Raw genomic sequence first — 23841 nt, forward strand, 5'->3', positions numbered from 1 at the left:
GGAAAATCACTTTGGCCGCAGCTAACTTACTTGCCCTACTTGATGATATAGCAACGTTAATGGACGACATCGCGACCATGTCAAAAGTCGCTGCACAAAAAACAGCGGGTGTTTTAGGCGACGATTTAGCGGTGAATGCCGACCAGGTTCAAGGTGTTAAAGCAGATAGAGAGCTACCCGTTGTATGGGCGGTAGCAAAAGGCTCACTTATCAATAAAGCCATTTTGGTTCCCGCCGCGTTAGCCATAAGTGCTTTTGTTCCCTCACTAATAACCGTCCTTTTGGTACTAGGCGGTTTATATTTATGTTTTGAGGGGGCAGAAAAGCTGCTGCATAAATACCTCCCCCACGAAGATGAGGAAAAAACACGAGAAGCCAGAATAGAGGCACTTACCCACGAAAATGTGGATATGGTGGCATTTGAGAAAGATAAAATTAAAGGCGCTATTCGCACCGACTTCATATTATCTGCTGAAATCATTGTTATTGCGTTAGGTACCGTGACAGATGCAACGCTTACAACGCAAATTGGTGTGTTAGTGGCACTAAGCTTGGCCATTACACTTGGCGTATATGGACTAGTCGCGGGCTTAGTTAAAATGGACGATGTGGGCCTTTACATGCTTCGCAAGTCATTAACAGGTTCAATGAACAGCCTTCAACGATTTATCGGCAGAGCATTGTTAGTTGCCGCGCCCGCACTAATGAAAACCCTTGCGGTAGTGGGTACGGTGGCTATGTTCTTGGTGGGCGGCGGAATCCTTACTCACAGCATAGGCTTTTTACATATTTTTACCGACTGGTTTACTGCGCTTGTCCCAGATGCCTCGCTAGTTATGTCTATACTCGCTGATGGTGTGGTTGGTATTGCTGCGGGTGTGGTCATTGCGCTGGCTGTGACAATGGTTTCGAAATTCAAAGGCAAAAAATCCTAGGGCCGTGCTCTGTGCTTTACCTTTTTGTTTAGTCTTTTTACTTTGCTTTTTCACTTTCTCTTTTAAGCGAGGGCGTCGCGGCTTTCTGTACCGCTGCCCCTCCGTTTAGCACTTAATCTGACAAAAGATACCTTAATCCACACTCTCAAAAAGGCTGCGTTAGTCTTTTTGACCACCTCCAAATGAAAAACACTAAATTTTAGTATCTTTGTTACAAGCAAACTTTTCACTCACTTTCCCACAAAAAATAAAATTTAAGAATTTCAATTACATATGTATTTATAACGAGTTGGCACATCCCTCGCTATAAACTAATTGTTAATTGATAACGACTTATTATCGAAACCTTTAGCAACATGATAGCTGCCACGCAGTATGTTCAAGTGCAGTGTCCAACTTATTTTTTAGGAGATTACTATGTTTATCGGTCGCAAAACTTTCACTGCACTAACTTTAGCAACTAGCGTATTGAGCGCAGCAGTATTCGCTGACGAATCTCAGAGCAACATTGTTTCACATACAGATTTTATCGTTGAAAGCGCCATGTACGACGTAAAGCAGAACTTAGCGCTGGATGTGACCTATGACGTGTTAACTACAAGCCACACATTTGAACCAGAGGTAGAAGAAGCCCATTCGTTAGTTGCAGAGATAACTATAACCCCGATTGAGCCTATCAGCTCGGACGATAACGACGCATAAGGAGAGTGCACATGTTAACCGCCGCCACCCTATTTATGATAGTACTCGGGCCGGTTATTGCGTTTGCTGTGAGTGCGCTGGTGTTTTCTACAGCGCGCCTATTCCTACAGAAAGGGCATTGAAAACGCAATAAAAACAAATAGGTGCCAAACCGACTACCACAACCTGTTTTGCCTTCCCTGGGCCTTTTACTCCAGAGGGAGATAGAAAGCACGGACTGTACGCTAGCTATGCGTTCCCAGAGCCAAGTGATTGTGTTTTCTATCTTCTTACTGGAGTTTTTTTATCCGAATATGCGTTCCCACCAGCTTTTTTCGTCTTTATCGCTGTCCTTATCTACTGGGCGACCCGAGCAGTCTTGCTGAGGCGGAGGTAGTACATCCAAAATAGCCGGTACGCTTAAGCTTTCAGCACAACCTGCAACAACGACTGCCCCGGTTTTTGCATCGAAATGTGCGATTCCTAAGCCTTTAGGGAAACGTCTTGATAATGATTTAGGTGATTGAGACTTCATGTAGTTAATGAAAACGGGAAGCGCGCCACTTGCACCGGTTAAGTTGACGGGTTTATTATCATCGTTACCTACCCAAACCGTGACCACATTGTTTCTATCAAAGCCGCTAAACCAGCTGTCGCGGTAGTCGTCTGTGGTTCCCGTTTTACCGGCCATGTTTACATTACCAAAGTTCCAGCCTATACGTTTCGCAGTGCCTTCTGTTGTTACTTTGTACAACGCGTAGTTAAGCAGATAGGTGGCAGCCTCATCAGTTTGCTGACTAAAGAACTCCGCTTTTTTCCAAAGCAAAGCATTATCCGCTGTCACTACAGAAGTCACTGTGTGAAGAGGTATATAACGCCCGTCGTTAGATAGGGTTTGATACATTTGATTAGTGCTAAACGGCGTCAGTTCGAAGGCGCCTAGGGTTAACGACGGTACTTTATCTACTGGCGTAGTAATTCCTAAGCGCTCAATGGTATCGGCTAACGCATCTAGGCCTATCTGCATGCCTAAATTAACTGTTGGCACGTTCAAAGATTCGACTAACCCCTGAAGCAGAGGCACCTGCCCTCTGAACTCTTTATCGTAGTTTTGCGGCGACCATTCGGTTCCGTTTCTACTTTCAAGGGTAATTGGCTCGTCTTCAAGGGGGGTAGCCAAGTTAAATTGGGTAGGATCTTCCAAAGCAGTTAAGTACACAGCAGGTTTAATCAGAGAACCTATTGGCCGCTTAGCATCTAGTGCTCGGTTGAAACCTTTAAACGCAAAGTCTTTACCGCCTACAATTGCGCGCACTTCACCAGTTGCACTGTCAGTCACAACCATCGCCCCCTGTAATGGCACTTGTCTGTCTTTTTGCAAACCGTCTAATGTGCCTGACAATGCACTTTCTGCACGGCGCTGAGCTACGATATCAAGTGTTGTAAACACCTTAACGCCCGAGTCTCTTAAACTTGGCTCTGCTAAAATTTCATTAAGCTCTCGACGTACCTGCTCCATGAAAGCAGGGTGTTTGCCACTTGCTAAACTCGCACCACTGGCAAGCCCTAACGGCATATTCACGAAACGTTCGTAGTCTTGACGGCTTATTTCATTTTCATCGAACAACATGCGAAGTACTAAATCACGTCGCTCTTTTGTTCGCTCGGCATATTTGCGTGGATTGTAATAAGATGGGCCTTTAATAATGGCAACGAGCGTGGCTATTTCAGGCGTGCTTAACTCGTTGGCTGGTCGGTCAAAGTAGAAATAGCTGGCAAGTCCAAAACCATGTACGGCCATGTCACCGTTTTGACCTAAAAACACTTCATTCAAATAAGCTTCAATAATTTCTGATTTGCTGTAGCGTGCGTCAATGATCACCGCCATGATAGCTTCTTTTGCCTTACGCACAATTGAGCGTTCACGGGTTAAAAACATGTTTTTAACCAGCTGCTGCGTCAGCGTGCTGCCACCTTGAACCGTACGACCAGCAGCAATATTCGCCATTAGGGCGCGCAATATTGAAAGTGGTGCAACACCATGGTGGTTATAGAAATTGCGGTCTTCCACCAGCGTCAGCGCTTTAGGTAACATTTCAGGAATAGTATCGAGGGTCACAAGCATTCGGTCTTCTTGCGAACCGCTTGTCATACGCGTCACTAACCAAGGTTCTAGTTTTACAGAACCATAAGGGCGCCCCTGCGATTTGTCATAAATTTCCCCAATGCGTGCACCTTCCCACGTTATTACCAAGTGTCGAAGAGGCTCAGCGCCTTCAGGGAACTGAAACGCTCGACGCTGCACGGTTAACACCTTGTTTTGATAGCTATATTCACCGCTACTGTCAGCAAAAGTCACCTTGCGATAGCCCAGCAAATTGAGTTCATCAATAACTTCTTGTGGCGTGATCTCCTCGCCTTTACTCACTTTTAAAGGACGTGCGAAAATTTGCGCAGGTACTTCCCACTTGTTACCCGAGAACGCATGTTTAATTTGTGCGTCGAGATAAAACGCATAAGCCCCGAGCACCACTAAGCCAATTAAAGTGACTCGCCAGAACAGCTTGAAAAACCACGAGCGCTTGGCTGAGCTCTTACCCTTGTTGGTTGCTTTGCTTTTTGAAGATGTTTTGTTTTGTGTCTGTTTTTTTGCCACGTGAAAACGCCATGAAGATCATTGAGGATGACATCGCATACTTTGCGATATAGGTTTAACAAACGTCGCTTAAAACGTTAGTTTTAATAGTATCAACATTACCATTCGGGCCGCCGCTCAACAACTGTTTCCAAATATGCACACCTATTGTCCATTTACTATTGATGCGGGATAAAGTACTTCTGTACGCACTAGGAAAAGTGAATTTTACTCGCGTTTCACGGTCACAATGCGATAGCATGCTGGCAAGTAACACAGGAATCGTACTATGCGCTTAGCTTCATTTAAGTCTTCTTTTCTTTCGGATTGTTCGCCTAAGAAGACCAAGTCTTACACCTCATTCATTCGTACATCTTTGGCTCTGCTTATTGCTAGTGCGTCGATTAACTCCGCGTATGCCAATGAACAATTTGCTAGTTGCACCGCCGTACTTGCAGATAAAGCAAAGCAAGCAGGGGTTAGCCAGCAAACCATTGATGATGTATTTCCTCACCTTGTTCACCAGGACCGTGTGATTGAGTTAGACCGAAGCCAACCCGAATTTGTACAAACCTTTCCAGGATACTTTAGTAAGCGCGTTACCGATTGGCGCACTGAAAAAGGCAAAGAGATGTACGCTAAGCACGAAGCGCTTTTGCACAAACTAAGTGATAAGTACGGCGTGCCTCCTCACTACCTGCTCGCTTTCTGGGGCTTAGAAACAAACTTTGGCTCTTACAAAGGCAAAATGCCGGTACTTGATTCTCTTGCTACGCTGGCTTGTGACAAACGAAGAAGTAAGTACTTTACCCAAGAGTTCCTTGTGGCCGTGAAGCTAATGGAACGGGAAAAGCTTCAAAAAGAAGACATGATTGGTTCGTGGGCTGGTGCTATGGGGCACACTCAGTTTATGCCTTCAGCCTATACCCACTATGCCATTGACGGCGACGGCGACGGACAAATTAATTTGTGGGCAAGTGAAGAAGATGCCTTATCTTCTGCCGCAAACTTCCTTGCAAGCCTAGGTTGGGAGCGCAGCTTCCGCTGGGGTCGTGAAGTGCAGCTGCCTGAGAACTTTGACTATCAAGAGTCTGGCTATAAAAATAGAAAACCTCTTAGCGAATGGAACGCTCAAGGCGTGAAGAAAGCCGATGGCTCTGCGCTGGGCGAAGGCGATACCACAGCTTATGTTATTGTGCCTGCTGGGCATAACGGCCCTGCCTTCATCGCCTACAAGAACTTCCGCGTTATTATGCGCTGGAACAACTCTGAGTTTTATGCAATCGCCGTAGGCGTATTGGCCGACCGCATCGCTGGGGCGTCTGGTATTAAAGCAAGCTTACCTGATCTCCCCGCCTACAGTCGCAAAGACATTATTGCGCTTCAAAGTAAGCTAAATAATTTAGGCTTCGATGTGGGCAAACCCGACGGCATCATTGGCCCTGCCACTCGCGAGGGTATCCGCAACTACCAAATTCGCAACAACATGATTGCAGATGGGTTCCCAGGTCTGGAAGTGATGGCTGCACTTAATATCGACCTAGCAGGCAAAGCTACCTCTCAATCTTGATTAAAACAGCGCCCTTTCGAGGGGCGCCTTAATCACTTGGTATTTTCAGTGACCAGTAAGGTAAAAGCAGCTCAGGTTACTGCAGGTATTCAAACGTTAGGCTTGAAAAATAGGTCTCGAAATCTGCTGCAGTACTATTTGTAAGGGGTACGCCCCAAACCGTATTTAGCATAACAGGCCCTTCCACATTAACTTTAAACGTCGCCTTTCCTTCACTGTCAGTTTTAACCGCTTGCTCTTCGGCCTGGTGATCAACTAAGGATACTGCACTGATAAGTGCATTGCTTAAGGGCTTTCCTTTGAATAACACCTGAACAGGTAGGGTGTTATCTGAAAGTTTATATGGGTGTTCAAGGGGCACTATTTCTAACGTATGGCCAATGGGTTTTAGGGCATTGCCCGTTATTGCCTCACCCACTTGTACTATGGTTTTCGCTTTCCTTGAGTACAGCTCTTTTCCGGCGATATCGTTTTGCCCTCTCGCCTCGCGATGGGCTAGTATTTCGGTTAAACCTTCATCTTTCGCATACTGATTAAACTTCTTCGCTTTTAGAACACTAGTAGCATGATAGCTTTCAAACCCTATAACGTGGGTGCCAGGTGAAAGCTTGGCCGTTTTAGCCATGCCGGGCAGCATTGACGTTTTAGGTACTACGCTGGCGGCCATATCACTCACGCCGTTAGAAGAATAAGTGCGCAACGCGACTATCCTATCCCATGACAGGTTCCAGTGAGAGGTATCTTCTTTATGGCCTACTTTAAACTGCAAGGCAACAGCACTTGGCTCTTGTGAGCGGTAGCTTGCTGGCTCTAACCAAAAGTCATGAGCCTGAGCGCTTAAAGATGTAGCAAACAGAAAGCCCGCGGTGGCTAAACTGGATAATTTCATAGCTTAAGGTTACCTAAATGAAAGTTTGTAATTGCTACCCTCAACTTAGCTTAGTTTTTATTGTATAACCACTGTCGTTAAAAACAGACTGTGTAAGAAACTGATGTATAAGCAATGACTGGTGTTTGAAATACACAACAATCAACTAAAAACAGTAAGAGGTATGGCCGCAGTAGCGGCTACATATGTTTTTTTATCTTGCTGGTCGGCAATGCATTGGCAGGATCATCCGGCCAAAAGTGCTTGGGGTAACGCCCCTTCATCTCTTTTTGTATTTCCTTATAGCTACCTTGCCAAAACGCACCTAAATCACTGGTGGTTTGCAGTGGTCTACCTGCTGGCGAGAGCAACTCGCAAACAACAGTCACTCGCCCACCCGCTAAGGTTAATGGCGTGTTTTGCGAATACAATTCTGGCATTTTGACCGACAGCACCACATCCCCATTGTCGCGATAATCTAGGCTAGCCTCTCTGCCCGTGGGTATAGTCATGTGAGTGGGCAAAAGCGTGGCCAATGCATCTTGCTGAGGCCAAGATAACCCATTATTCAAGGCTGTTTTCCACGGTAACTGCTTAAGGTTTTTAATACTTTTACAGTTTTTTAAAACAGGCGCTAGGCTGTCTTTTGCCTTATGCACCAGGTCGCTTAATGACAATGGCCAGGGTTCCGGTTCGTCAAAAGCTTTATCTTGCGGTAGATTGAGCTTTGCGGCCATCAGAACTCTTCGCCACCATTGCCAATCGGCATCCGACAGCGGCCAATTGGATAACGGCAAGGTATCGAGATAGGCAAACCAGGCATCGCACATTGCGCTATCCCAAAACGCTTTTTCGCGGCTTTTTTCCTGTCCTGATACTGGCGCACTATTTAGCGTTATGTCATAAAACCCCGTACTTACTCTGGCTTCCATTACGCCAGTGTCGCTGTTAAGAATAACGCTACGCTTTTCGCTAAATGCGTCAGGGAAAGCCAAACACAACCAGCGTTCGGGCACATGCTGAGCTAGGCGTATTGCCACTATGCTTTTAATAAGCTGACCCTCAAGTACCGCTATCCAAGGTTCATTATCTTTCTCGCTTTCATTGGAAAATGTATTACCGGCTGTAGCGGTTAGCTCAGCCCCCTTCCCATTCGCCAACTTGTACTCAATAATATGAGATTGAGAAGCACCGCTCCGTGTAGCCCCCTTCGTCGTAACTTTCGAATTACCAGAGTTACCGCCATAACTGCTTGGCGCATTTCGCCGGTAGCCCACTTGCAAAGGAAATGCGATGGCGATACAGAGGCCAAGGGCGCTTTCGTCTAATGCATTAATGTCAGGCTTAAAAGTCTGCGCTTTCCCCTTCTCGCTTTGCACATAGCGCGCATAACGGGAAGCTTGTTGTATTAGCTGATTGCGAGTGCTGCTATTGGCAAGAAGCAGCGCATCCATTACGTTTGTCGCACCATTCACATTAATATTGCTTTCGCTTATTGCCACAACAAACGGTGCAGCAAAACGAAGCGCGCTATTTTCATCAGCACTTAGCCCCTCTATACCTGTTTTTGCCGTTAGCAATAAGTGGGCTAAATGCGGCTGACATGGCAACTTGGCTAACGCTCTTCCATAAGGGGTAATGTTTGCCTTTGAAACAGCATTAACTCGGCAAAGCTTTTGCTGTGCGACCTGCAGTTGTGCTTGTGTAGGTTTAGTCAACAATGCCAACGTATCTGGGTTGCTACCCCACGCTAGAGTATCAAGCAAGAAGCTGCTTAAGTCCTCTTTCTCAATTTGCGCTGCATTATGTTTGGCCAAGCGCTCGAAGCTGCTTTTACTGCATAACCTATAGCAGGTACCGGCCATTACCCGTCCTGCTCGCCCTGCTCTTTGAATGGCAGATGCTTGTGAAATACGTTGCTGGGTAAGCGCGGTAATATCGCTTAAAGGATGATACTGAGCACTGTTCTCCCACAGAGTATCAATAACTACTGTCACGCCTTCAATGGTTAAACTTGTCTCTGCAATATTGGTAGATAATATGATTTTTCGCTTGCCCTGTGGGTCTGGCGCTATGGCTGCGTGTTGCGCTGATTTTTCTAAAGCACCGTAGAGCATGTGTACGGCTATGTCCGCACTCTCAGCTAACCCTTTTATCTCTCTGGCAACAGCATTTATGCTACCTCGGCCGGGGAGGAACACTAAGATATAACCATCGTGCTCGCTTACTGCCTGTTTTATAAGATTACTGGTTTTCGATACCAACTCGTAAGCCTGCACGTCCTGGGTGTAGCGGACATCAACAGGAAACATACGACCTTGAGTTTCCAAGTTCACTACTGGCAGTGCGCTAAACGCATTAAACAGTGTTTGAAGTGGCGCAATATCTAAGGTGGCCGACATCACCACTAGGCGTAAGTCATCGCGAAGCCCAGACTGGACTTCAAGTGCCAGCGCCAAACCAAAGTCACTATGAATACTGCGCTCATGAAACTCATCGAACACAATAGCATCTACACCAGTAAGCTCTGGATCTTGCTGAATCATGCGCGTTAACACGCCCTCGGTTATTATCTCAAGCCGAGTAGCTGACGAGGTTTTCGACTCGCCCTTTATACGATAACCAACGGTTTCCCCAACCTCTTCGTCTAATTGCTTTGCTAAGTAGTCAGCAAGATTTCTCACCACCACGCGACGTGGCTGCATTAGCAATATTTTTCCTTTTAGCGAAGATTGCAGCAGCGACAAAGGCAGCACAGTAGATTTCCCCGCCCCCGGAGGCGCCCCTATGATGATGTTGTTAGTCGCTACGGCTTCTAGTAGCGGCGTAACAAGTTCATAAGCGGGTAGGTGAGAAAACGGCTGTAACATAAAGGGCATATAGGTGTTATAAGTTGGTGGGTATAGTGTACCTGATGTAAACAATGCACTCGAACATCACAGCTATTTTTTTAAATTTGGTAAATACTCAATACGCGCGACTTGTTTTGGAACTCGTCCACAGCGCCATGATAAACTTATTATCGTACGGACGTCCGCTGCCGTCTTAAGCTTGTGGGCAGTACTACTGTTTAATGTACATAGATAGGGCAAATTTAAAGGAGGAAAGCTATGCGAAGCTTTATAGGTTTAGATCTTAGCGCCACAGAAAAACTTGCTCTAGATAGCTGGCGTCAACAGGCATTGCCTGAAGTAATGCCACGTCAATGGGTGAAAAGTGAGGTAACTCGTACTCGTAAGTCTGGCAACCAGCGTAACGAGCACATCAACAGCCAAGGCCCCGCAATACCTTATGCTGTGCCAGCAGCAAACTTTCATATCACGCTTTGCTTTTTAGGCGAGATAAACCACCGCCAGCACGAAGCGCTTGTGTATGAACTCGATCAGCTCGTCAGTGAACCATTCTCTCTAACTCTCAATGCCACAGGGTTGTGGAATGGGCCTAAAATACTCTTTGCTGCGCCTACAGATACACCAAAAGCCCTTAATGAGCTCGCTAAATTGTCGCGAAAAGCGGCCCGTAAAGCGGCAATCGAAGTAGAAAACAGAGAGTATAAGCCTCACGTCACTCTTGTAAGAAAGGCTACGTCGACATTGCCGCTACCGCTTTACAGCCCGAGCGTAGACGTTCACATCTCAGCATTTCACCTATTTGAATCTGTAACTACGCCGCAGGGGGTAACCTACCCTATTCGCCAATCTTGGCCGTTGAAACACAATATGTCGGTAAGAGAGAAACTTCGCCGAGGAATTACGGACGAGTAAAAGAGCTAAGTAGCTCTGAACGATGAGTATAATTATGAGTTATAGCAATTTAAGCTGGTTTTAAATTGCCTATAGCCTTTACAACGCCTAGCGTCACGGGTAAAAAGATAGCCTGTTTTTTTATTCAAACTGCCCACATGCAACAAACATTTAGATTAGTTATAGACTGTCCTGACCAAATCGGGCTAGTTGCCAGCGTGTCGCAATTTTTAGCCGACCATAACGCTACCATCGTTGAAGCCAGCCATCATACCGATTTACAGACCGGCCGCTTTTTCATGCGCCATGAAATTAGTACCGATTCGCTAAAACTAGACCACCAAAGCTTTGTTAAAGAGTTCACCCCACTTGCTAACGAGTACCAGATGAACTGGAAACTCAGTGACTCAGACAAAAAACAGCGCGTTGCTTTGTTAGCGAGCCTTGAATCTCACTGTTTAGTTGACCTGCTTCACCGCTGGCATACTGGCGAGCTGCACTGTGATATCCCAGTGATTATTGGCAACCACCCGCAAATGAAACAGTTTGCTGACTGGTACAAAGTCCCTTTTCATTGGGTAGACTTTAAAGCGTTAGGCAAAAACGCGGCATTCGCGCAAATCACCACCTTACTACAAGAGTACAAGATTGATTTGACCGTACTTGCCCGTTTCATGCAGATTTTACCTGATACGCTATGCCAGGAGCTGGAAGGCAAAGCCATTAACATTCACCACAGCTTCCTACCTAGCTTTGCCGGCGCTAAGCCATACCAGCAAGCGTATGATCGCGGCGTAAAATTAATTGGCGCAACCTGTCATTATGTCACCAAAGACTTGGATGAAGGGCCCATCATTGAGCAAAGTGTGAAGCGTATTAGTCATAGTGACAGTGCTACAGACATGGTACGCAAAGGTAAAGATTGTGAAGTAACCGCGCTAGCTCACGGCGTGCGCTACCATTTAGAAGACCGCGTAATTATTCACAGAAACAAAACCGTGGTGTTTGCGTAAGCTTTTACGATTACCTAATGAAAAAGCCCGACAGTAAAATTACTCTCGGGCTTTGATTTGGTCTATTTTCGCTTTATCTAGACGTTTTTTTTCACGTTATTGAACTTATATTCACCAAGTACCTCTTGAAGCCTAGCTTTTATCACGGCTTCTTTGTGTGGATAGTGAAAATCAAATCCTCTGCCATTCCTATCTAAAATTACCCCTAGATATCGGTGAGAAAAATTAAGCGCATAAATTGTGTCAGCGTTCACTTTTAGTGGCTGGCGCTCGTGACGGTGAAAATAATGAAAGATCAAGGACTCGCCATCTCTCTCTATCAAATCCTCGATAGGGTACCTTCTGCTGACACAGCCGCTTCTTAAGAAAGAGTAATAACTAACACATAACCCTACGCTACCAAGGATAGCCGCTAGTTTCACTTCACCGTCTGCATTTATATTTAAAATAAAAAGTGCCAATAGAAAAGCCGGAACACAAAAAAATATTACTCTGTCGATGGGTTTGCGTTGCATTACCTTGCCTGTGGATTCAATTCCGTTTGACAATAAATACATCACAAAACGGCTATATATTCAACTAAATTGGGCTAGTGCGCATGGCACGTCTAAGCTTCATGTAGTACCACAGGTTTGATACTGCAAATAGCGCTTCAGTAATAGCTAACCCCCATGTTTGAGTAATAACACCGTATGCTGTGAAGTTGATTGAACCAATAATCATACACACGCGAAGGCCTGCTTCTTTACAGTGCAGTTCACCAAAGCGATAAGCCATGAAAGTTAACACAGGCATAGCCTCAATCAGCGAGGTTTTGCCGGTTAAATTATTTACTGTCAGTACAATCACCATCATAGTGATTAAAGTAATGTAAGTTGCAATAGGCGACAGTAGCTTATTTTTTACTATGCGATAGCTGGTACTCATTCCTGCTACCGTGATAACTACAACTCCTCCCCATGCTTGCTCAAAAGCCAAAAGAGAACCAATAGCAATACATAACCCTAAATTTAGCAGCAGTAATTTGCGCTCAGTATTCGACCAAAAAGAGGCCAAAGCGAATGCTACGGGAAACCCGTGAAGAAGTAATTCAAACATGGTGATCACAGTAAATAAGTCAGTGGTTTACACGCTGTGGAATACAGCTAATTCAGAACGCGCGCAGTGTAATTTCCAACCAGCGCAAAGCCAATCAAAATTTGTGCAATTTCGACGAATTGCATACCAGTACGATTTCCCCTCCAAACCGTTGTACTGCAAGGAATTACGTTAAAGAGCATTTAACTTATTTTTACATTATCTTAAGATGGTTTTTGTCAAAAAACCTATAGATAAAAACAGACAGGAAAACTCATGGGTAAATTTAAAACATCACTTACCGCTATGGCGGTTGTGGTCGCACTGGGTGCATGTTCAGAACAAAAGGCGCCAGAAACGTCTAGCACAGATGTGCAAAATACTACGGCATCTCAACAAGCACAGTTTGATAACGTGCTGCTTCAAGAATTTAAAGGCCCCTATGGCGGAGTGCCTGCTTTCGATAAGATGAACCTTGAAGATTTAAAGCCAGCGCTAGAGAAAGCCATGGAGCTGAATCTTAAAGAAATTGAAGCTATCGCGAACAATGAAGCTCCGCCAACTTTTGAAAACGTTATTGTAGAAATGGAGCGGGCTGGTGCAGAACTTAGCCGCGTATTCACTTACTACGGTATTTGGAGCTCAAACAAGTCGAGCCCTGAATTCCGCGAAATTCAGGCAGAAATGTCGCCAAAGCTATCAGCTTTCTTCACGCAAATTACTCAAAACGAAAAGCTTTTTGAAAGAGTCAAAACGGTATATGAATCTGACGAGTTAGATTCACTTACGCCAGAAGAACAGCGTATAACATGGATGACTTACAATAGCTTCGCACGCAATGGCGCGACTTTAGATGGCGAAGCGAAAAAACGCTACGCTGAAATTAACCAAGAGCTTGCTACGCTACACACTAAGTTTTCTAACAATGTACTAGCAGATGAAGAAAACTACGTTACCTATATTACTGAAGACCAGCTTGACGGTTTGCCTGCCTCATTTGTTAAGGCAGCAAAAGCGGCAGCCGAGTCTCGCGGCGAAGAAGGTAAATATGCAATTACCAACACGCGTTCATCAATGGATCCGTTCTTAACATACTCCACCAATCGAGAGCTTCGCGAGAAAGTATGGCGTACTTACTACAACCGAGGTGACAATGCTGACGAGTTTGATAACAACGACATTATTAAGCGTATCTTAACCCTTCGAGACGAGCGCGTTGAGCTATTAGGTTACGAAAACTACGCTCAGTGGCGCTTAGAAGATCGCATGGCAAAGAACCCAGAAAACGCCATGGACCTGATGATGAAAGTATGGCCTGCCGCCATTGCTCGTGTTGAAGAAGAAGTGGCTGACATGCAAGCCATAGCCGATGAGGAAGGTGCAGACATCACTATTGCACCTTGGGATTACCGCTTCTATGCAGAGAAAGTGCGTCAGGCTAAATACGACCTAGACTCAAACGAAGTAAAGCAGTACTTACAGCTTGATAAGCTTCGCGAAGCGATGTTCTACGTTGCAGGTCGCTTGTTCAACTTCAACTTTACACCTGTTGAAGAAGGCAAAGTGCCGGTTTTCCACGAAGACGTGAAAGTATGGGAAGTAACAGATAAAGACAGCGGTGAACACATTGGTCTTTGGTATCTTGACCCATTCTCACGTCAAGGTAAGCGCTCTGGCGCTTGGGCAACCACATACCGCTCTTACACAACCTTCGATGGCAAGAAAACCGTATTGTCTTCTAACAACTCGAACTTCGTAAAAGGCGCTGATGGTGAAGCCACGCTTATTTCGTGGGACGATGCTGAAACCTACTTCCACGAATTTGGTCATGCACTTCACTTCTTAGCGTCTGACGTCGAATACCCGTCATCGCATTCTGGCGTACGCGATTACACTGAATTCCAGTCTCAGTTATTAGAGCGTTGGTTAACTACCGATGAGGTTATCAACAACTACTTGGTTCACCACGAAACAGGTGAGCCTATTCCTGCTGAGTTGGTAGAAAAAATTAAAAAGGCTTCAACCTTCAACGAAGGCTTTAAAACGACCGAGTACATGGCTTCTGCCATCATGGATCTGAAGTACCACACTACCGATCCTAGCAAGATTGACCCTGACACTTTTGAGCGTGAAGAACTTAAGAAACTAGACATGCCGGAAGAAATTGTTATGCGTCACCGCTCACCTCATTTCGGCCACGTATTCTCAGGCGAAGGTTATGCAGCGGCTTATTATGGCTACATGTGGGCAGAGGTATTAACCGCTGACGCAGCAGAAGCCTTTATGGAAGCACCGGGTGGTTTCTACGATAAAGAAGTAGGCGATCGCTTAGTGAAATATCTATTCGCCGTACGTAACGCAATGGATCCAGCTGAAGCATATCGCAAGTTCCGCGGCCGCGACGCCAAGGTAGACGCACTAATGCGTGACCGTGGTTTCCCTATTCCTAAGGAAAACAAAGAGTAGGAAAAATGGCGATCGCAGCGGGTTAATCTAATGCCTGTAACTACGCAAACCCGCTGCTAAAATGCTTAGGCTCTCGTTTTTGTTTCGACAAATTCGAGAGCCTTTTTATTTATGCAGACTGGTATAAAGCCTAATCTTTTTATTGACCTGTTGGTCAATTATGCCTCACAATCGATTTATCCTATTTATTAGTAAAAAGTATAAACTTTGCAAGGAATAGGTCGATAATTTATCTGCGCTTTCAAAAAATAATAAAAGCATGGGCGTAAGAATCATCAAGTAGTACTGATCCGCCTAGGATTCAGTATCAGACGTTGCTGTGCCTGCAATGCCACGTCACCTTTGATCTATTAATTTTCAGCATTAACTTACGTGGTCGAAAGTCATGACTTTCAGTATTAAACAAAAACTTATTATTTCTCTTATTGTGGCAGTACTTGCCGCAGCTATTCTTGTAGGTTCAATTAGCCAATGGATTGCCCGTGATCTCGTTAAAGAGAACATGGAAGAACTACAGCTCCCATCTTTACTGAAACAGGTTGGCAACCGCGTAGACAGAGAGGCTAGCGTGATGCTTACCGTAGCACATAGTATTGCCTCTAACCCGGATATTCTCGCTTGGTCATCATCCGGTGCCGATAGCGCTGGCGAACGGCGTCTACTGGGCTATCTAAACAATATCGTTGGATTTAACGATTTAACGGTAGCCTCGTTCGTAGACAGAAACACCTACAAATATTGGAACCAAGATGGCTTTTTGCGTGTACTTAAAGACGATGAATTCGATGGGTGGTTTTTCGCTTACAAAAATAGTGGCGAACCCATCTCGCTGAGCTTGTACAACGAACCCGGACAGGGTTACCGCCTGTTTGCTAATTATCAGCAAGTAAACGGCAGAGGTATGTCGGGCGTAGCTAAATCGGTAGATGAGTTATTAGGTATTATCAATGCCGTTAAAATTGCGCAAACGGGATTTGTCTTTCTTGTAGACGGTAGCGGCACTATTATCGCTCACCCCAATACTGAGTTACTGGGCAAAGCCAAATTAGCTTCAATAAGCGATTCGAACACAGCGGGGCAACTGCTTAATCGTCAGGGATTCGCCATGGCCACCAGCGACTCAGCAGGCGATACTCAGCTATTTGCCAGTACCTATGTGGAAAAAGCGGGTTGGTATGTGGTAGCGCAAGTTCCCGAGCACGAACTCTATGCATCTTTAGATGCTGGTAGTCGCCAAATCATTATTTGGGCGTTGATAATAGCCGGTGCTTTTGCATTTATCGGAATATGGCTGGCTGGCACCCTAACTAAACCACTTGAATCACTCGCGGATGTCTTCCAACAGCTTGGCAGAGGTCAAGGTGATCTGCGCTCTCGAATTCCTATGCCTGAACAAAAAGAAATTGCCCGCTTAGTAGAAGGGTTTAATAACTTTATCGACCACCTTCACGGCACTATCTCTCAAGTAGCTAAAACAAGCCATGCATTAAAAACATCTGCCGAAGATGTAGCACTGCAGTCGCATCAGACTGAGAATTCCACCAAAAGTCAGCGCGATCAAACCCTGCAAGCAGCGGCGGCCTTAACAGAGATGGGCAGCACGGTAAATGAAGTGGCCCAGTCAGCAACTCATGCAGCGCAAAATGCGAATTTAGCAACTACAAATTCGGCGCACGGTCGCGAAATTACCCAGCGTGCGGTGCATGCGATAAACGGCCTGTCAGAACAAATTCAAGATGTATCACGGGTTATTCAGTCGCTAGATGAACACACCGCAGCCATTGGCGGTATTCTTGATACGATAAGAGGTATTTCGGAGCAAACTAACCTACTTGCACTAAATGCTGCAATTGAAGCAGCGCGGGCTGGGGATCACGGTCGAGGCTTCTCTGTTGTTGCCGATGAGGTACGAACTTTGGCGCAACGTGCTGCCCAAGCGACCGATGAAATTCAGGTCAAAATTGACAAGTTCCAGCAGGATTCCAAATCGGCGGTTTCGCAAATGGAGTCAAGCCGTGCACGCACTACTGATGTAGTAACCGCTACCACTGAGATAGACAAATTGCTTCAAGATATTGCCGAAGAGATTGCTCATATCAATGACGTGAATACGCAGGTTGCCACTGCCACCGAAGAACAAGCGACTGTGGTTGAAGATATAAATCGAAACATTAACGATATCAGCGCATCTAGTGAAGAAACCTTAAATGCAACGCAAATATTGGTGAATGTAAGTGATAAACTCGATGAGCTAGCACAAGAACTTGCGTCAGAGGTAAGCAGATTCAAACTGTAGCAGCTTCGTTGACTACAACCCATGTAATGCGAGCCTACGGATGGATCTGAGGGGATCGCTTTGCGCTAATCGCACTGTTTTTATTATCTAGGTGTGCGCCATCATTTAGAACGTGATGGCGTATTGCACTGTTACCTGATTATCGCGGCTTGAACGCCATGGCAGTTGAAGTGACGCATCACCACTTTCCCACGACTCTCTCATAGCACCAATGGTAAGTAAGTGCTTGTCTTCGTTAAACGGAACTTCAACGTATAAGCCAGCCGTCGTGCTAGTTGGTAGTCTAATAGTATCGGCAACCGGAATACGCATTTCATGGCGAGGGCGCACTTTGTGGCTCAACCCTAAACGGTAAACTCCTCTGTCCCACCAGCTGACTACTTCAAATTCGTGGCTTTTTACGCGCTGTGATAAAACACCGTAGTCAAGAAGCCCTTTGTTGTAGTGCACTATGGCTTCAACGTTAAACGTAGGCGCTATCTTTTGGCTGAACGCTAATTGGTACTGCTTCTGTTTACAGCCTTTGAATTTAATTTTGTTTTTGGTAAGGGTTAAAGAGAAAATATCGTCGCTGTCTGAATATTTGTTCAGCCATTGTTGCGCCTTTTCAACCACTGAGGCATTAGCTGCATTGGCCATTAATAAACATGGGCAAATGCACATCAATAAAAGGGACTGGTGTAAACGTCGCATTTTGGTTGCCTCTGAGCTTGTGGTTGGCTACAACTTATTCGAACACAATTTCAGTATAGACGGGAAAATAGCAAGTTGGGTATTAGCCATTTTACTAACAACAGCTAAAAGATAACTTAAAAAGAATTACTATTGATGATGAGACCGTGCGTGTTCACGGTCGTGTATAAGATAAAATAAATGTAACGGCCAAATTCCGCTTATTTTGGTGTTACCTGAGCACTAGACAATGACGCTTTGCGCCCTTCAGTTGCTTCCTCACTAAACCAATAGGTGCCATTGTTATCCACACAAACACCTTCAACTTGTTTAAATTGCTCTAACTGCCATACGTCAAGAAGCTTGTAGTCTTGCGAGATTTGCGCAATAAACGTAGCAAAGTTGCCAAAGGGATCTGATTTATACCCTGTGATAACAAATTTGCCTTGATGGCGGTCGAAGTCAACGCCGGTTACCACACCAGGCAAGCCATCAATCGATGCAAAAGGGCTGATAGTTTGCTCGATTTCCCCTTCGTTAACCTTGTAAACATGAGTAATGCCCGTTCTCCAGCTTTTTGAAAACAGAAGCAGTTCATTCCCGTATTTGACCATCGCTTCGGAATCAAAATCGTGTGCGTAAGGAATGTTGCTTGAAGCATTATTTCCTGCATATTTTAGCGTGAAGGTAGTTATATCGTTTGTGTTACGGCGACTCACTTTGTGAACTTCAACCTTCTCTCTTTTTCCCTTATTGTTTCCAACATCTGCAATATAAAAAGACGTGCTGTCAGCGGTTATTGCTTCCCAGTCCCTATTGGTAAGAGGTAAGCGCGTACGCTCAGTTATGTCACCTTGGTAATTAATACGGTAAATTACTGGTGCATTGCCTGAGTCATTGAGCGAATACATACCTTCAACTTCGCAAAACAAACCCGATGTTTCCGAAAGCTCTTCAGGCAATTCAACAACACTCTTAACGTCAAACGAAGCAACCGTCGTAGGATATTGATACGCGCACGCTGATGCTAAAAAAAACGCTAACGATACAAGTGCAGATTTAGAAAAAGAGTTCAAAGAAGTCGCTCCGAAAAGGCCAGTAATCTTTTGCCATAATAACAAAGGTTTTAAACATCGAATATGCAATTAGCGCGCTAAAAATGGTCTATTGGTCTAAACTTCAAGCCCAAGCGTATATCGCTATAAGCTAATGCTTGGCCTAAAGTCTCTATATGACAAATATTTAGGCTGATATAGGATGGATAAATAACAACGCGATAAGGATTCACTTTGTCAGACCCGCTTCTCTCACTCGTTGCAGTAGGACTGCTGTCAATAACATGCCAATACTTAGCTTATAAGGTACGGCTTCCTGCAATTTTGCCACTCTTAATAGTCGGTATTGTTGTCGGCCCGGTATTCGGTGTGCTTAATGCGGACGACTTATTCGGCGAATTACTGTTTCCCGTGGTATCTCTTTCTGTTGCCATTATCCTGTTCGAAGGTTCACTGACGCTGAAATTTAGCGATATTGCGGGTCATGGCAATATGGTTAGAAATCTGTGCTCTATCGGTGTATTAGTCACCTGGGTGGTCGCGGCAACAGCCGCTCACTATAGCTTAGACCTTTCATGGCAGCTGTCTTTTTTGTTCGGTGCTATTGTTACTGTAACTGGACCAACTGTTATTGTTCCTATGCTAAGGACTGTGCGACCTAAAACCAACCTAGCCAATATCTTACGCTGGGAAGGAATTGTTATTGACCCTATTGGCGCCTTGTTAGCGGTATTGGTATTCGAATTTATCGTAGCATCGCAAGAAACAGCCATCACACACACGCTCATTGCTTTTGGAAAAACTGTTGGTATTGGCTCTGTACTGGGGCTCGCCTCAGGCTATTTACTGGGCCTATCCATTCGCAAGGAATGGATCCCCCACTATCTGCTTAACACGGCTGTGCTAACCGTTATTTTAGGTGTATTTGCTGCATCGAACTACGTAGCGCATGAATCGGGCCTTCTGGCCGTGACCATCTCTGGCATGGTATTGGCCAATATGAAAGATGTCGATGTAGAAGACATTCTCGAATTTAAAGAAACCTTAAGCGTTTTACTTATTTCAGGCTTATTTATACTTCTTGCCACGCGTTTGAACTTACAGTCTGTCGTAGATGTAGGTTGGGGCTCGATTGTTGTTCTAGCCGCGATTATGTTTGTAGCACGGCCCCTGTCAGTATTAGCATCATCTATTGGTACTGGACTTAAGCTTAATGAATTAGCGTTGCTAAGTTGGATTGCACCGCGTGGTATCGTTGCTGCAGCGGTCTCTGCACTATTCTCTCTGAAGCTTGAAGAAATCGGCTATGAAGGAGCGGGCATTATAGTGCCTATCGTCTTTATGGTGATTATCGCAACAGTTGTAGTGCAAAGCCTTACCTCTCGCAGTGTTGCATCTCTTCTTAAGGTTAGAGCGCCTGCACCTACTGGCTACCTTATTTTTGGGGGGAGCAGATTTAACCGTGCGCTTGCGAGTGAGATGTTGAATCAAAAATTGGAGGTGACTATTGCAGATACCAACTGGGATGCTATTAGAGAGGCGCGCATGATGGATATTCCGGTATATTTCGGAAATCCTATGTCAGATCATGCAGCGCGAAACCTCGATTTAAACACCTTTGGTACCGTGCTAATTATGTCGCCCTACAAACAATTAAACCCGCTTATTGCTTATCACTTTGAATACACTATGGGTAAAGACAAAGTGTGGGCACTGACTAATAATGAACAGTCTACGCGTCCTAGTCACCAAGTTAGCGAGCAGTATGCTAAAAAGCTTACGTTATTTGATGAAGGTGTTACCTATGGCTATTTAGCATCAGCCATTGCCCGTGAATCTGCAGTTAAAACGACTCGGCTTTCAGAAGAGTTTACCTTTGAGCAGTATACGAAGCAGTATGGTGAACGGGCTACGCCGCTTATTGCCATTAACGCCGAAGGTAAAAGCTACACCTTTATTAACGGAAACAGTATTAAGCCTAAAGCTGGCTGGCGTATTATCAGCTTGATTGAGCCTGAGCCTGAGCACAAAGTAGAAGAGTAAAAGTAAGAAAACCTCCTGCCTCTCGGCAGGAGGTCTCTCCCTGGAGAACACGTAACACAGTGCCCTTTTTTAAAGGTGCATATTTATTTGGATTTTACTGTCGCTACGCTGTCGTAGCCTTTATAGCAAGGAGTAGACCATATTAGTAAAAATCATATTTTACAAAAACTTACACTAATTTACATGCTCTAGCTTTACAATCACATCATAGAAAACCCCATTTAAGTGCACAGACGCACTATTTAGGGGCTCAATTTTTAACCATAAAACAATTAGTTAACGTATTTTCGTATGCACTGAACAGTAGCCTCAAGTGCTCCGCTATTTTCTTCAAGTACTTTACGACCTGCTTGGCCCGCCTTTTTTCGCTCATTGGGGTTATGGAGCCACCTATCAACAATCGTCGACATTGCTTCTCCACTTTCCACTTTTAGCAGCGCGCCACATTCTTCTAAGTAACTGCAGATCACCGGATTATTATACGTGTGAGGGCCCATTATTATCGGAATAGAAAAGCTTGCAGGCTCTAGGGCATTGTGCCCCCCTCTATCAGCTATGGAGCCACCAACGAAGGCGAAAGAAGCTACCGCATAGGCATCATTTAACTTACCCATCTCATCGAGTAAAACCACATTGGTATTTTGAGGTACGGACTGCACCTGAGAACTTCGTACAAAGGGTAGCGATTTAGCTTCAATAAGCTTAGCTACTGCATCAAAACGCTCGGGATGACGAGGAACAATAATTACTTTCAATGAAGGGCTTTTTTGCCACAACTGTTTTGCCGCTTTAAGTACTGCTTCTTCTTCAAGGTCATGGGTACTCCCCGCTACAAGTATGGGGTAATCCGCTTGACTCAAACTTAAAAACGGCTGGCCGGGTGCTGTAGCAGATGCCACCTGATCGAATTTGATGTTATTAGTAAGCGTTAGTTTTTCTTCAGGCACACCAAGCCATGCATAATTTTTGTAATCGCGCTGTCCTTGTGCACAAATATGGTAAAGCTTAGCAAGCATAGGGTTAAACAACTTACCAATCTTTTTATAACGCCTGGAAGACCTATCTGTCATACGGGCGTTAACGACCATTACAGGGATGTCTCGTTTCCAGCATGCATGGATAAGGTTAGGCCATAGCTCTACCTCAGTAATTAGCACAGCTTTGGGCTGAATTCTTTTTAGCATTCCTGCCATAGCCATGTGCAGATCGTAAGGTAAATAAAAGTGATGCACACTGTCACCGAAGATCGCGCGAACACGTGCAGAACCTGTAGGCGTAGTGGTGGTCACAGTAATTTGACAATCGGGCTCGTCCGTCATGATACGCTTAATCAAACATGAAGCCGCTACCACCTCTCCCACTGAAACGCAGTGAAATAAGTATCCATCTTTTTTAGGGGCATGTGCGACGAACCCAAAACGTTCAAACCTTCTTCGGTTATAGTCTTTGTTTCTCGTGGAACCTCTTAACATTAACTGTAAAAAGGCGAAGGGAATAATGAACACTAATACCAGCGAGTACCCCCATCGGCATATATCTTCGATAAGTGTGGGTTTGTAGCCGTTACGCTCGGCAGCAAACATAAATTGTCCTTAATGGTAAACATAAACGCATACATAGCCGTTAATGGAGTGTGCGTCATTAAAGTGTCGTCAAACTGTGTTGGTATAGCTAATTAGTTAGCTCCACATGAATTTTGAAAGCCTATTCTAATGCCTAAAGACGTACAACAAATTCTTTTTATCAGGCTTAGCGCCATTGGCGATATTGTAATGGCTTCTGGCTTACCGTCTAGCATAAAACAAAGTTATTCCCATAACGGTAAAGCCGTTGAATTAACCTGGCTAGTAGAAGCCCCCTATGAGGCGTTAGTTAGCAATCACCCTTATGTCGACCACGTTATTACGTGGCCCAAAAGCGAATGGCGAGCTCTATTAAAGGCTAGAAAATACTGGGCGCTTTTTAATGCTATCAAAGCGTTTAGAAAACAGCTTCGAGAAAAGAATTTCACAGTGGCTATAGAAGGACAAGGCCTGTTGAAAAGCGCCTTTTTCGCTTACCTCAGCGGGGCCTCGCAACGTATAGGTTTTAAAAGCAAAGAAAATAGCCAAAGATTACTCACTCTCGCGCTAAATAAGCCATCATCACAACAGATTAGCAGCGAATATCGACACCTCGCGAAAACGCTACATTCACTTTGCAGCGCTGAAGACCATGACAGCATGAGTTACGAAATGTGTATTAGATCTAGTAATGTTGCGATGCAGTCAGCGATATCGAAAACTAGTCACTTAGGCTTAACACAACCCTTTATAGTCATCGCGCCTTTTACCACTCGCCCTCAAAAGCATTGGCCTTCTAAGCACTGGCAAACTTTAATTCGCAAGATACGCAAACACTCTAATTTACCTATAGCCATTTTAGGAGGCCCTAGGGATGCAGCACAAGCCGAAGCCTTAACCTTTGAGTGTAAAGGGGTAATTTCGCTGGCAGGAAAAATTAGCTTAGAGGAGTCAGTGAGCGTGCTATCGCTTTGCTATGCATTTGTTGGTGTAGATACGGGTCTTACCCATTTAGCAACAAGCTATAAAAAACCTACTGTTGCCATTTTTGGTTCAACGAGACCCTACACCGTAACCGACAATGCATATACCCATGTACTGTTTGAAGACATGGCGTGCGCTCCCTGTAAGCGAAAACCTACGTGTGATGGACACTTTGACTGTATGACGCTCGTTACTCCTGAACAAGTCTTTAATCAGCTTAAAGCATATATAAGTCACTAGT

The 23841-nt window shown here is 44.9% G+C and carries 17 protein-coding genes; 9 read left to right on the top strand and 8 right to left on the bottom strand.

Annotation, left to right across the window (positions count from 1 at the left end; all coding sequences use genetic code 11):
* Positions 1-11: 11 nt before the first annotated feature.
* The gene (locus tag D1814_RS05760) at positions 12-935 is read left to right on the top strand and encodes a DUF808 domain-containing protein (RefSeq protein ID WP_118490506.1); all 924 of its coding nucleotides are present in this window, start codon (positions 12-14) and stop codon (positions 933-935) included.
* A gap of 417 nt (positions 936-1352) precedes the next feature.
* Positions 1353-1637: a hypothetical protein gene (locus tag D1814_RS05765; RefSeq protein WP_118490507.1), complete on the top strand. Its 285-nt coding sequence runs from the start codon at positions 1353-1355 to the stop codon at positions 1635-1637.
* Between the two features lie 283 nt (positions 1638-1920).
* Here D1814_RS05765 and mrcB read toward each other — a convergent pair whose 3' ends face one another.
* Entirely contained in the window at positions 1921-4272 is a 2352-nt protein-coding gene (gene mrcB, locus D1814_RS05770; RefSeq protein ID WP_118490508.1) for a penicillin-binding protein 1B, read from the bottom strand.
* Positions 4273-4540: 268 nt separating this feature from the next.
* On the opposite strand from mrcB, the gene D1814_RS05775 reads away from it, so the two are divergent.
* Entirely contained in the window at positions 4541-5821 is a 1281-nt protein-coding gene (locus D1814_RS05775) for a lytic murein transglycosylase (protein WP_118490509.1), read from the top strand.
* Positions 5822-5897: 76 nt separating this feature from the next.
* Here D1814_RS05775 and D1814_RS05780 read toward each other — a convergent pair whose 3' ends face one another.
* Together D1814_RS05780 and hrpB are read right to left on the bottom strand one after the other, a co-directional pair.
* Positions 5898-6710 carry a DUF4198 domain-containing protein gene (locus tag D1814_RS05780; protein ID WP_118490510.1) on the bottom strand — a complete coding sequence of 271 codons (813 nt, stop codon included), beginning with the start codon at positions 6708-6710 and terminating at the stop codon, positions 5898-5900.
* A gap of 179 nt (positions 6711-6889) precedes the next feature.
* Positions 6890-9613, bottom strand: coding sequence for an ATP-dependent helicase HrpB (hrpB, locus tag D1814_RS05785; RefSeq protein WP_118490511.1), 2724 nt, complete (start codon positions 9611-9613; stop codon positions 6890-6892).
* A 186-nt stretch (positions 9614-9799) separates the two neighbouring features.
* On the opposite strand from hrpB, the gene thpR reads away from it, so the two are divergent.
* Both thpR and purU read left to right on the top strand, forming a co-directional pair.
* Positions 9800-10453, top strand: a complete 654-nt coding sequence (gene thpR, locus D1814_RS05790; RefSeq protein WP_118490512.1) for an RNA 2',3'-cyclic phosphodiesterase — start codon at positions 9800-9802, stop codon at positions 10451-10453.
* Between the two features lie 137 nt (positions 10454-10590).
* A complete protein-coding gene (purU, locus tag D1814_RS05795; protein ID WP_118495322.1) occupies positions 10591-11445 on the top strand; it encodes a formyltetrahydrofolate deformylase in 855 nt (284 codons plus the stop codon).
* Positions 11446-11522: 77 nt separating this feature from the next.
* Here the strand turns inward: purU and D1814_RS05800 are convergent, their stop codons facing one another.
* Positions 11523-11993 carry a hypothetical protein gene (locus D1814_RS05800; RefSeq protein ID WP_232368987.1) on the bottom strand — a complete coding sequence of 157 codons (471 nt, stop codon included), beginning with the start codon at positions 11991-11993 and terminating at the stop codon, positions 11523-11525.
* Positions 11994-12024: 31 nt separating this feature from the next.
* Positions 12025-12543, bottom strand: coding sequence for a YgjV family protein (locus tag D1814_RS05805; RefSeq protein WP_118490514.1), 519 nt, complete (start codon positions 12541-12543; stop codon positions 12025-12027).
* A 255-nt stretch (positions 12544-12798) separates the two neighbouring features.
* On the opposite strand from D1814_RS05805, the gene D1814_RS05815 reads away from it, so the two are divergent.
* Positions 12799-14988 carry a M3 family metallopeptidase gene (locus tag D1814_RS05815; RefSeq protein ID WP_118490515.1) on the top strand — a complete coding sequence of 730 codons (2190 nt, stop codon included), beginning with the start codon at positions 12799-12801 and terminating at the stop codon, positions 14986-14988.
* Between the two features lie 385 nt (positions 14989-15373).
* Positions 15374-17284, top strand: a complete 1911-nt coding sequence (locus tag D1814_RS05820; RefSeq protein WP_118490516.1) for a methyl-accepting chemotaxis protein — start codon at positions 15374-15376, stop codon at positions 17282-17284.
* Positions 17285-17389: 105 nt separating this feature from the next.
* Here the strand turns inward: D1814_RS05820 and D1814_RS05825 are convergent, their stop codons facing one another.
* Both D1814_RS05825 and D1814_RS05830 read right to left on the bottom strand, forming a co-directional pair.
* Positions 17390-17977, bottom strand: a complete 588-nt coding sequence (locus D1814_RS05825) for a hypothetical protein (protein WP_118490517.1) — start codon at positions 17975-17977, stop codon at positions 17390-17392.
* Positions 17978-18177: 200 nt separating this feature from the next.
* The gene (locus tag D1814_RS05830) at positions 18178-19032 is read right to left on the bottom strand and encodes a hypothetical protein (protein WP_118490518.1); all 855 of its coding nucleotides are present in this window, start codon (positions 19030-19032) and stop codon (positions 18178-18180) included.
* Positions 19033-19245: 213 nt separating this feature from the next.
* On the opposite strand from D1814_RS05830, the gene D1814_RS05835 reads away from it, so the two are divergent.
* Positions 19246-21054 (top strand): cation:proton antiporter, encoded by a 1809-nt coding sequence (locus D1814_RS05835; RefSeq protein ID WP_118490519.1) that lies wholly within the window; start codon positions 19246-19248, stop codon positions 21052-21054.
* Between the two features lie 272 nt (positions 21055-21326).
* On the opposite strand, the gene waaA is transcribed toward D1814_RS05835, so the two are convergent.
* Positions 21327-22637, bottom strand: coding sequence for a lipid IV(A) 3-deoxy-D-manno-octulosonic acid transferase (waaA, locus tag D1814_RS05840; RefSeq protein ID WP_118490520.1), 1311 nt, complete (start codon positions 22635-22637; stop codon positions 21327-21329).
* Positions 22638-22766: 129 nt separating this feature from the next.
* On the opposite strand from waaA, the gene D1814_RS05845 reads away from it, so the two are divergent.
* Positions 22767-23840: a glycosyltransferase family 9 protein gene (locus D1814_RS05845; RefSeq protein ID WP_118490521.1), complete on the top strand. Its 1074-nt coding sequence runs from the start codon at positions 22767-22769 to the stop codon at positions 23838-23840.
* Position 23841 lies beyond the last annotated feature (1 nt).

The sequence above is a fragment of the Alteromonas sp. BL110 genome, assembly GCF_003443615.1.
In the GTDB taxonomy this organism is placed as follows: domain Bacteria; phylum Pseudomonadota; class Gammaproteobacteria; order Enterobacterales; family Alteromonadaceae; genus Alteromonas.

Bases quoted from the DNA above. Each gene is read 5' to 3' on its own strand.
- D1814_RS05765 (WP_118490507.1), top strand. From the start codon at position 1,353: ATGTTTATCGGTCGCAAAACTTTCACTGCACTAACTTTAGCAACTAGC.
- D1814_RS05775 (WP_118490509.1), top strand. From the start codon at position 4,541: ATGCGCTTAGCTTCATTTAAGTCTTCTTTTCTTTCGGATTGTTCGCCT.
- D1814_RS05780 (WP_118490510.1), bottom strand. From the start codon at position 6,710: ATGAAATTATCCAGTTTAGCCACCGCGGGCTTTCTGTTTGCTACATCT.
- thpR (WP_118490512.1), top strand. From the start codon at position 9,800: ATGCGAAGCTTTATAGGTTTAGATCTTAGCGCCACAGAAAAACTTGCT.
- purU (WP_118495322.1), top strand. From the start codon at position 10,591: ATGCAACAAACATTTAGATTAGTTATAGACTGTCCTGACCAAATCGGG.
- D1814_RS05805 (WP_118490514.1), bottom strand. From the start codon at position 12,543: ATGTTTGAATTACTTCTTCACGGGTTTCCCGTAGCATTCGCTTTGGCC.
- D1814_RS05815 (WP_118490515.1), top strand. From the start codon at position 12,799: ATGGGTAAATTTAAAACATCACTTACCGCTATGGCGGTTGTGGTCGCA.
- D1814_RS05820 (WP_118490516.1), top strand. From the start codon at position 15,374: ATGACTTTCAGTATTAAACAAAAACTTATTATTTCTCTTATTGTGGCA.
- D1814_RS05825 (WP_118490517.1), bottom strand. From the start codon at position 17,977: ATGCGACGTTTACACCAGTCCCTTTTATTGATGTGCATTTGCCCATGT.
- waaA (WP_118490520.1), bottom strand. From the start codon at position 22,637: ATGTTTGCTGCCGAGCGTAACGGCTACAAACCCACACTTATCGAAGAT.
- D1814_RS05845 (WP_118490521.1), top strand. From the start codon at position 22,767: ATGCCTAAAGACGTACAACAAATTCTTTTTATCAGGCTTAGCGCCATT.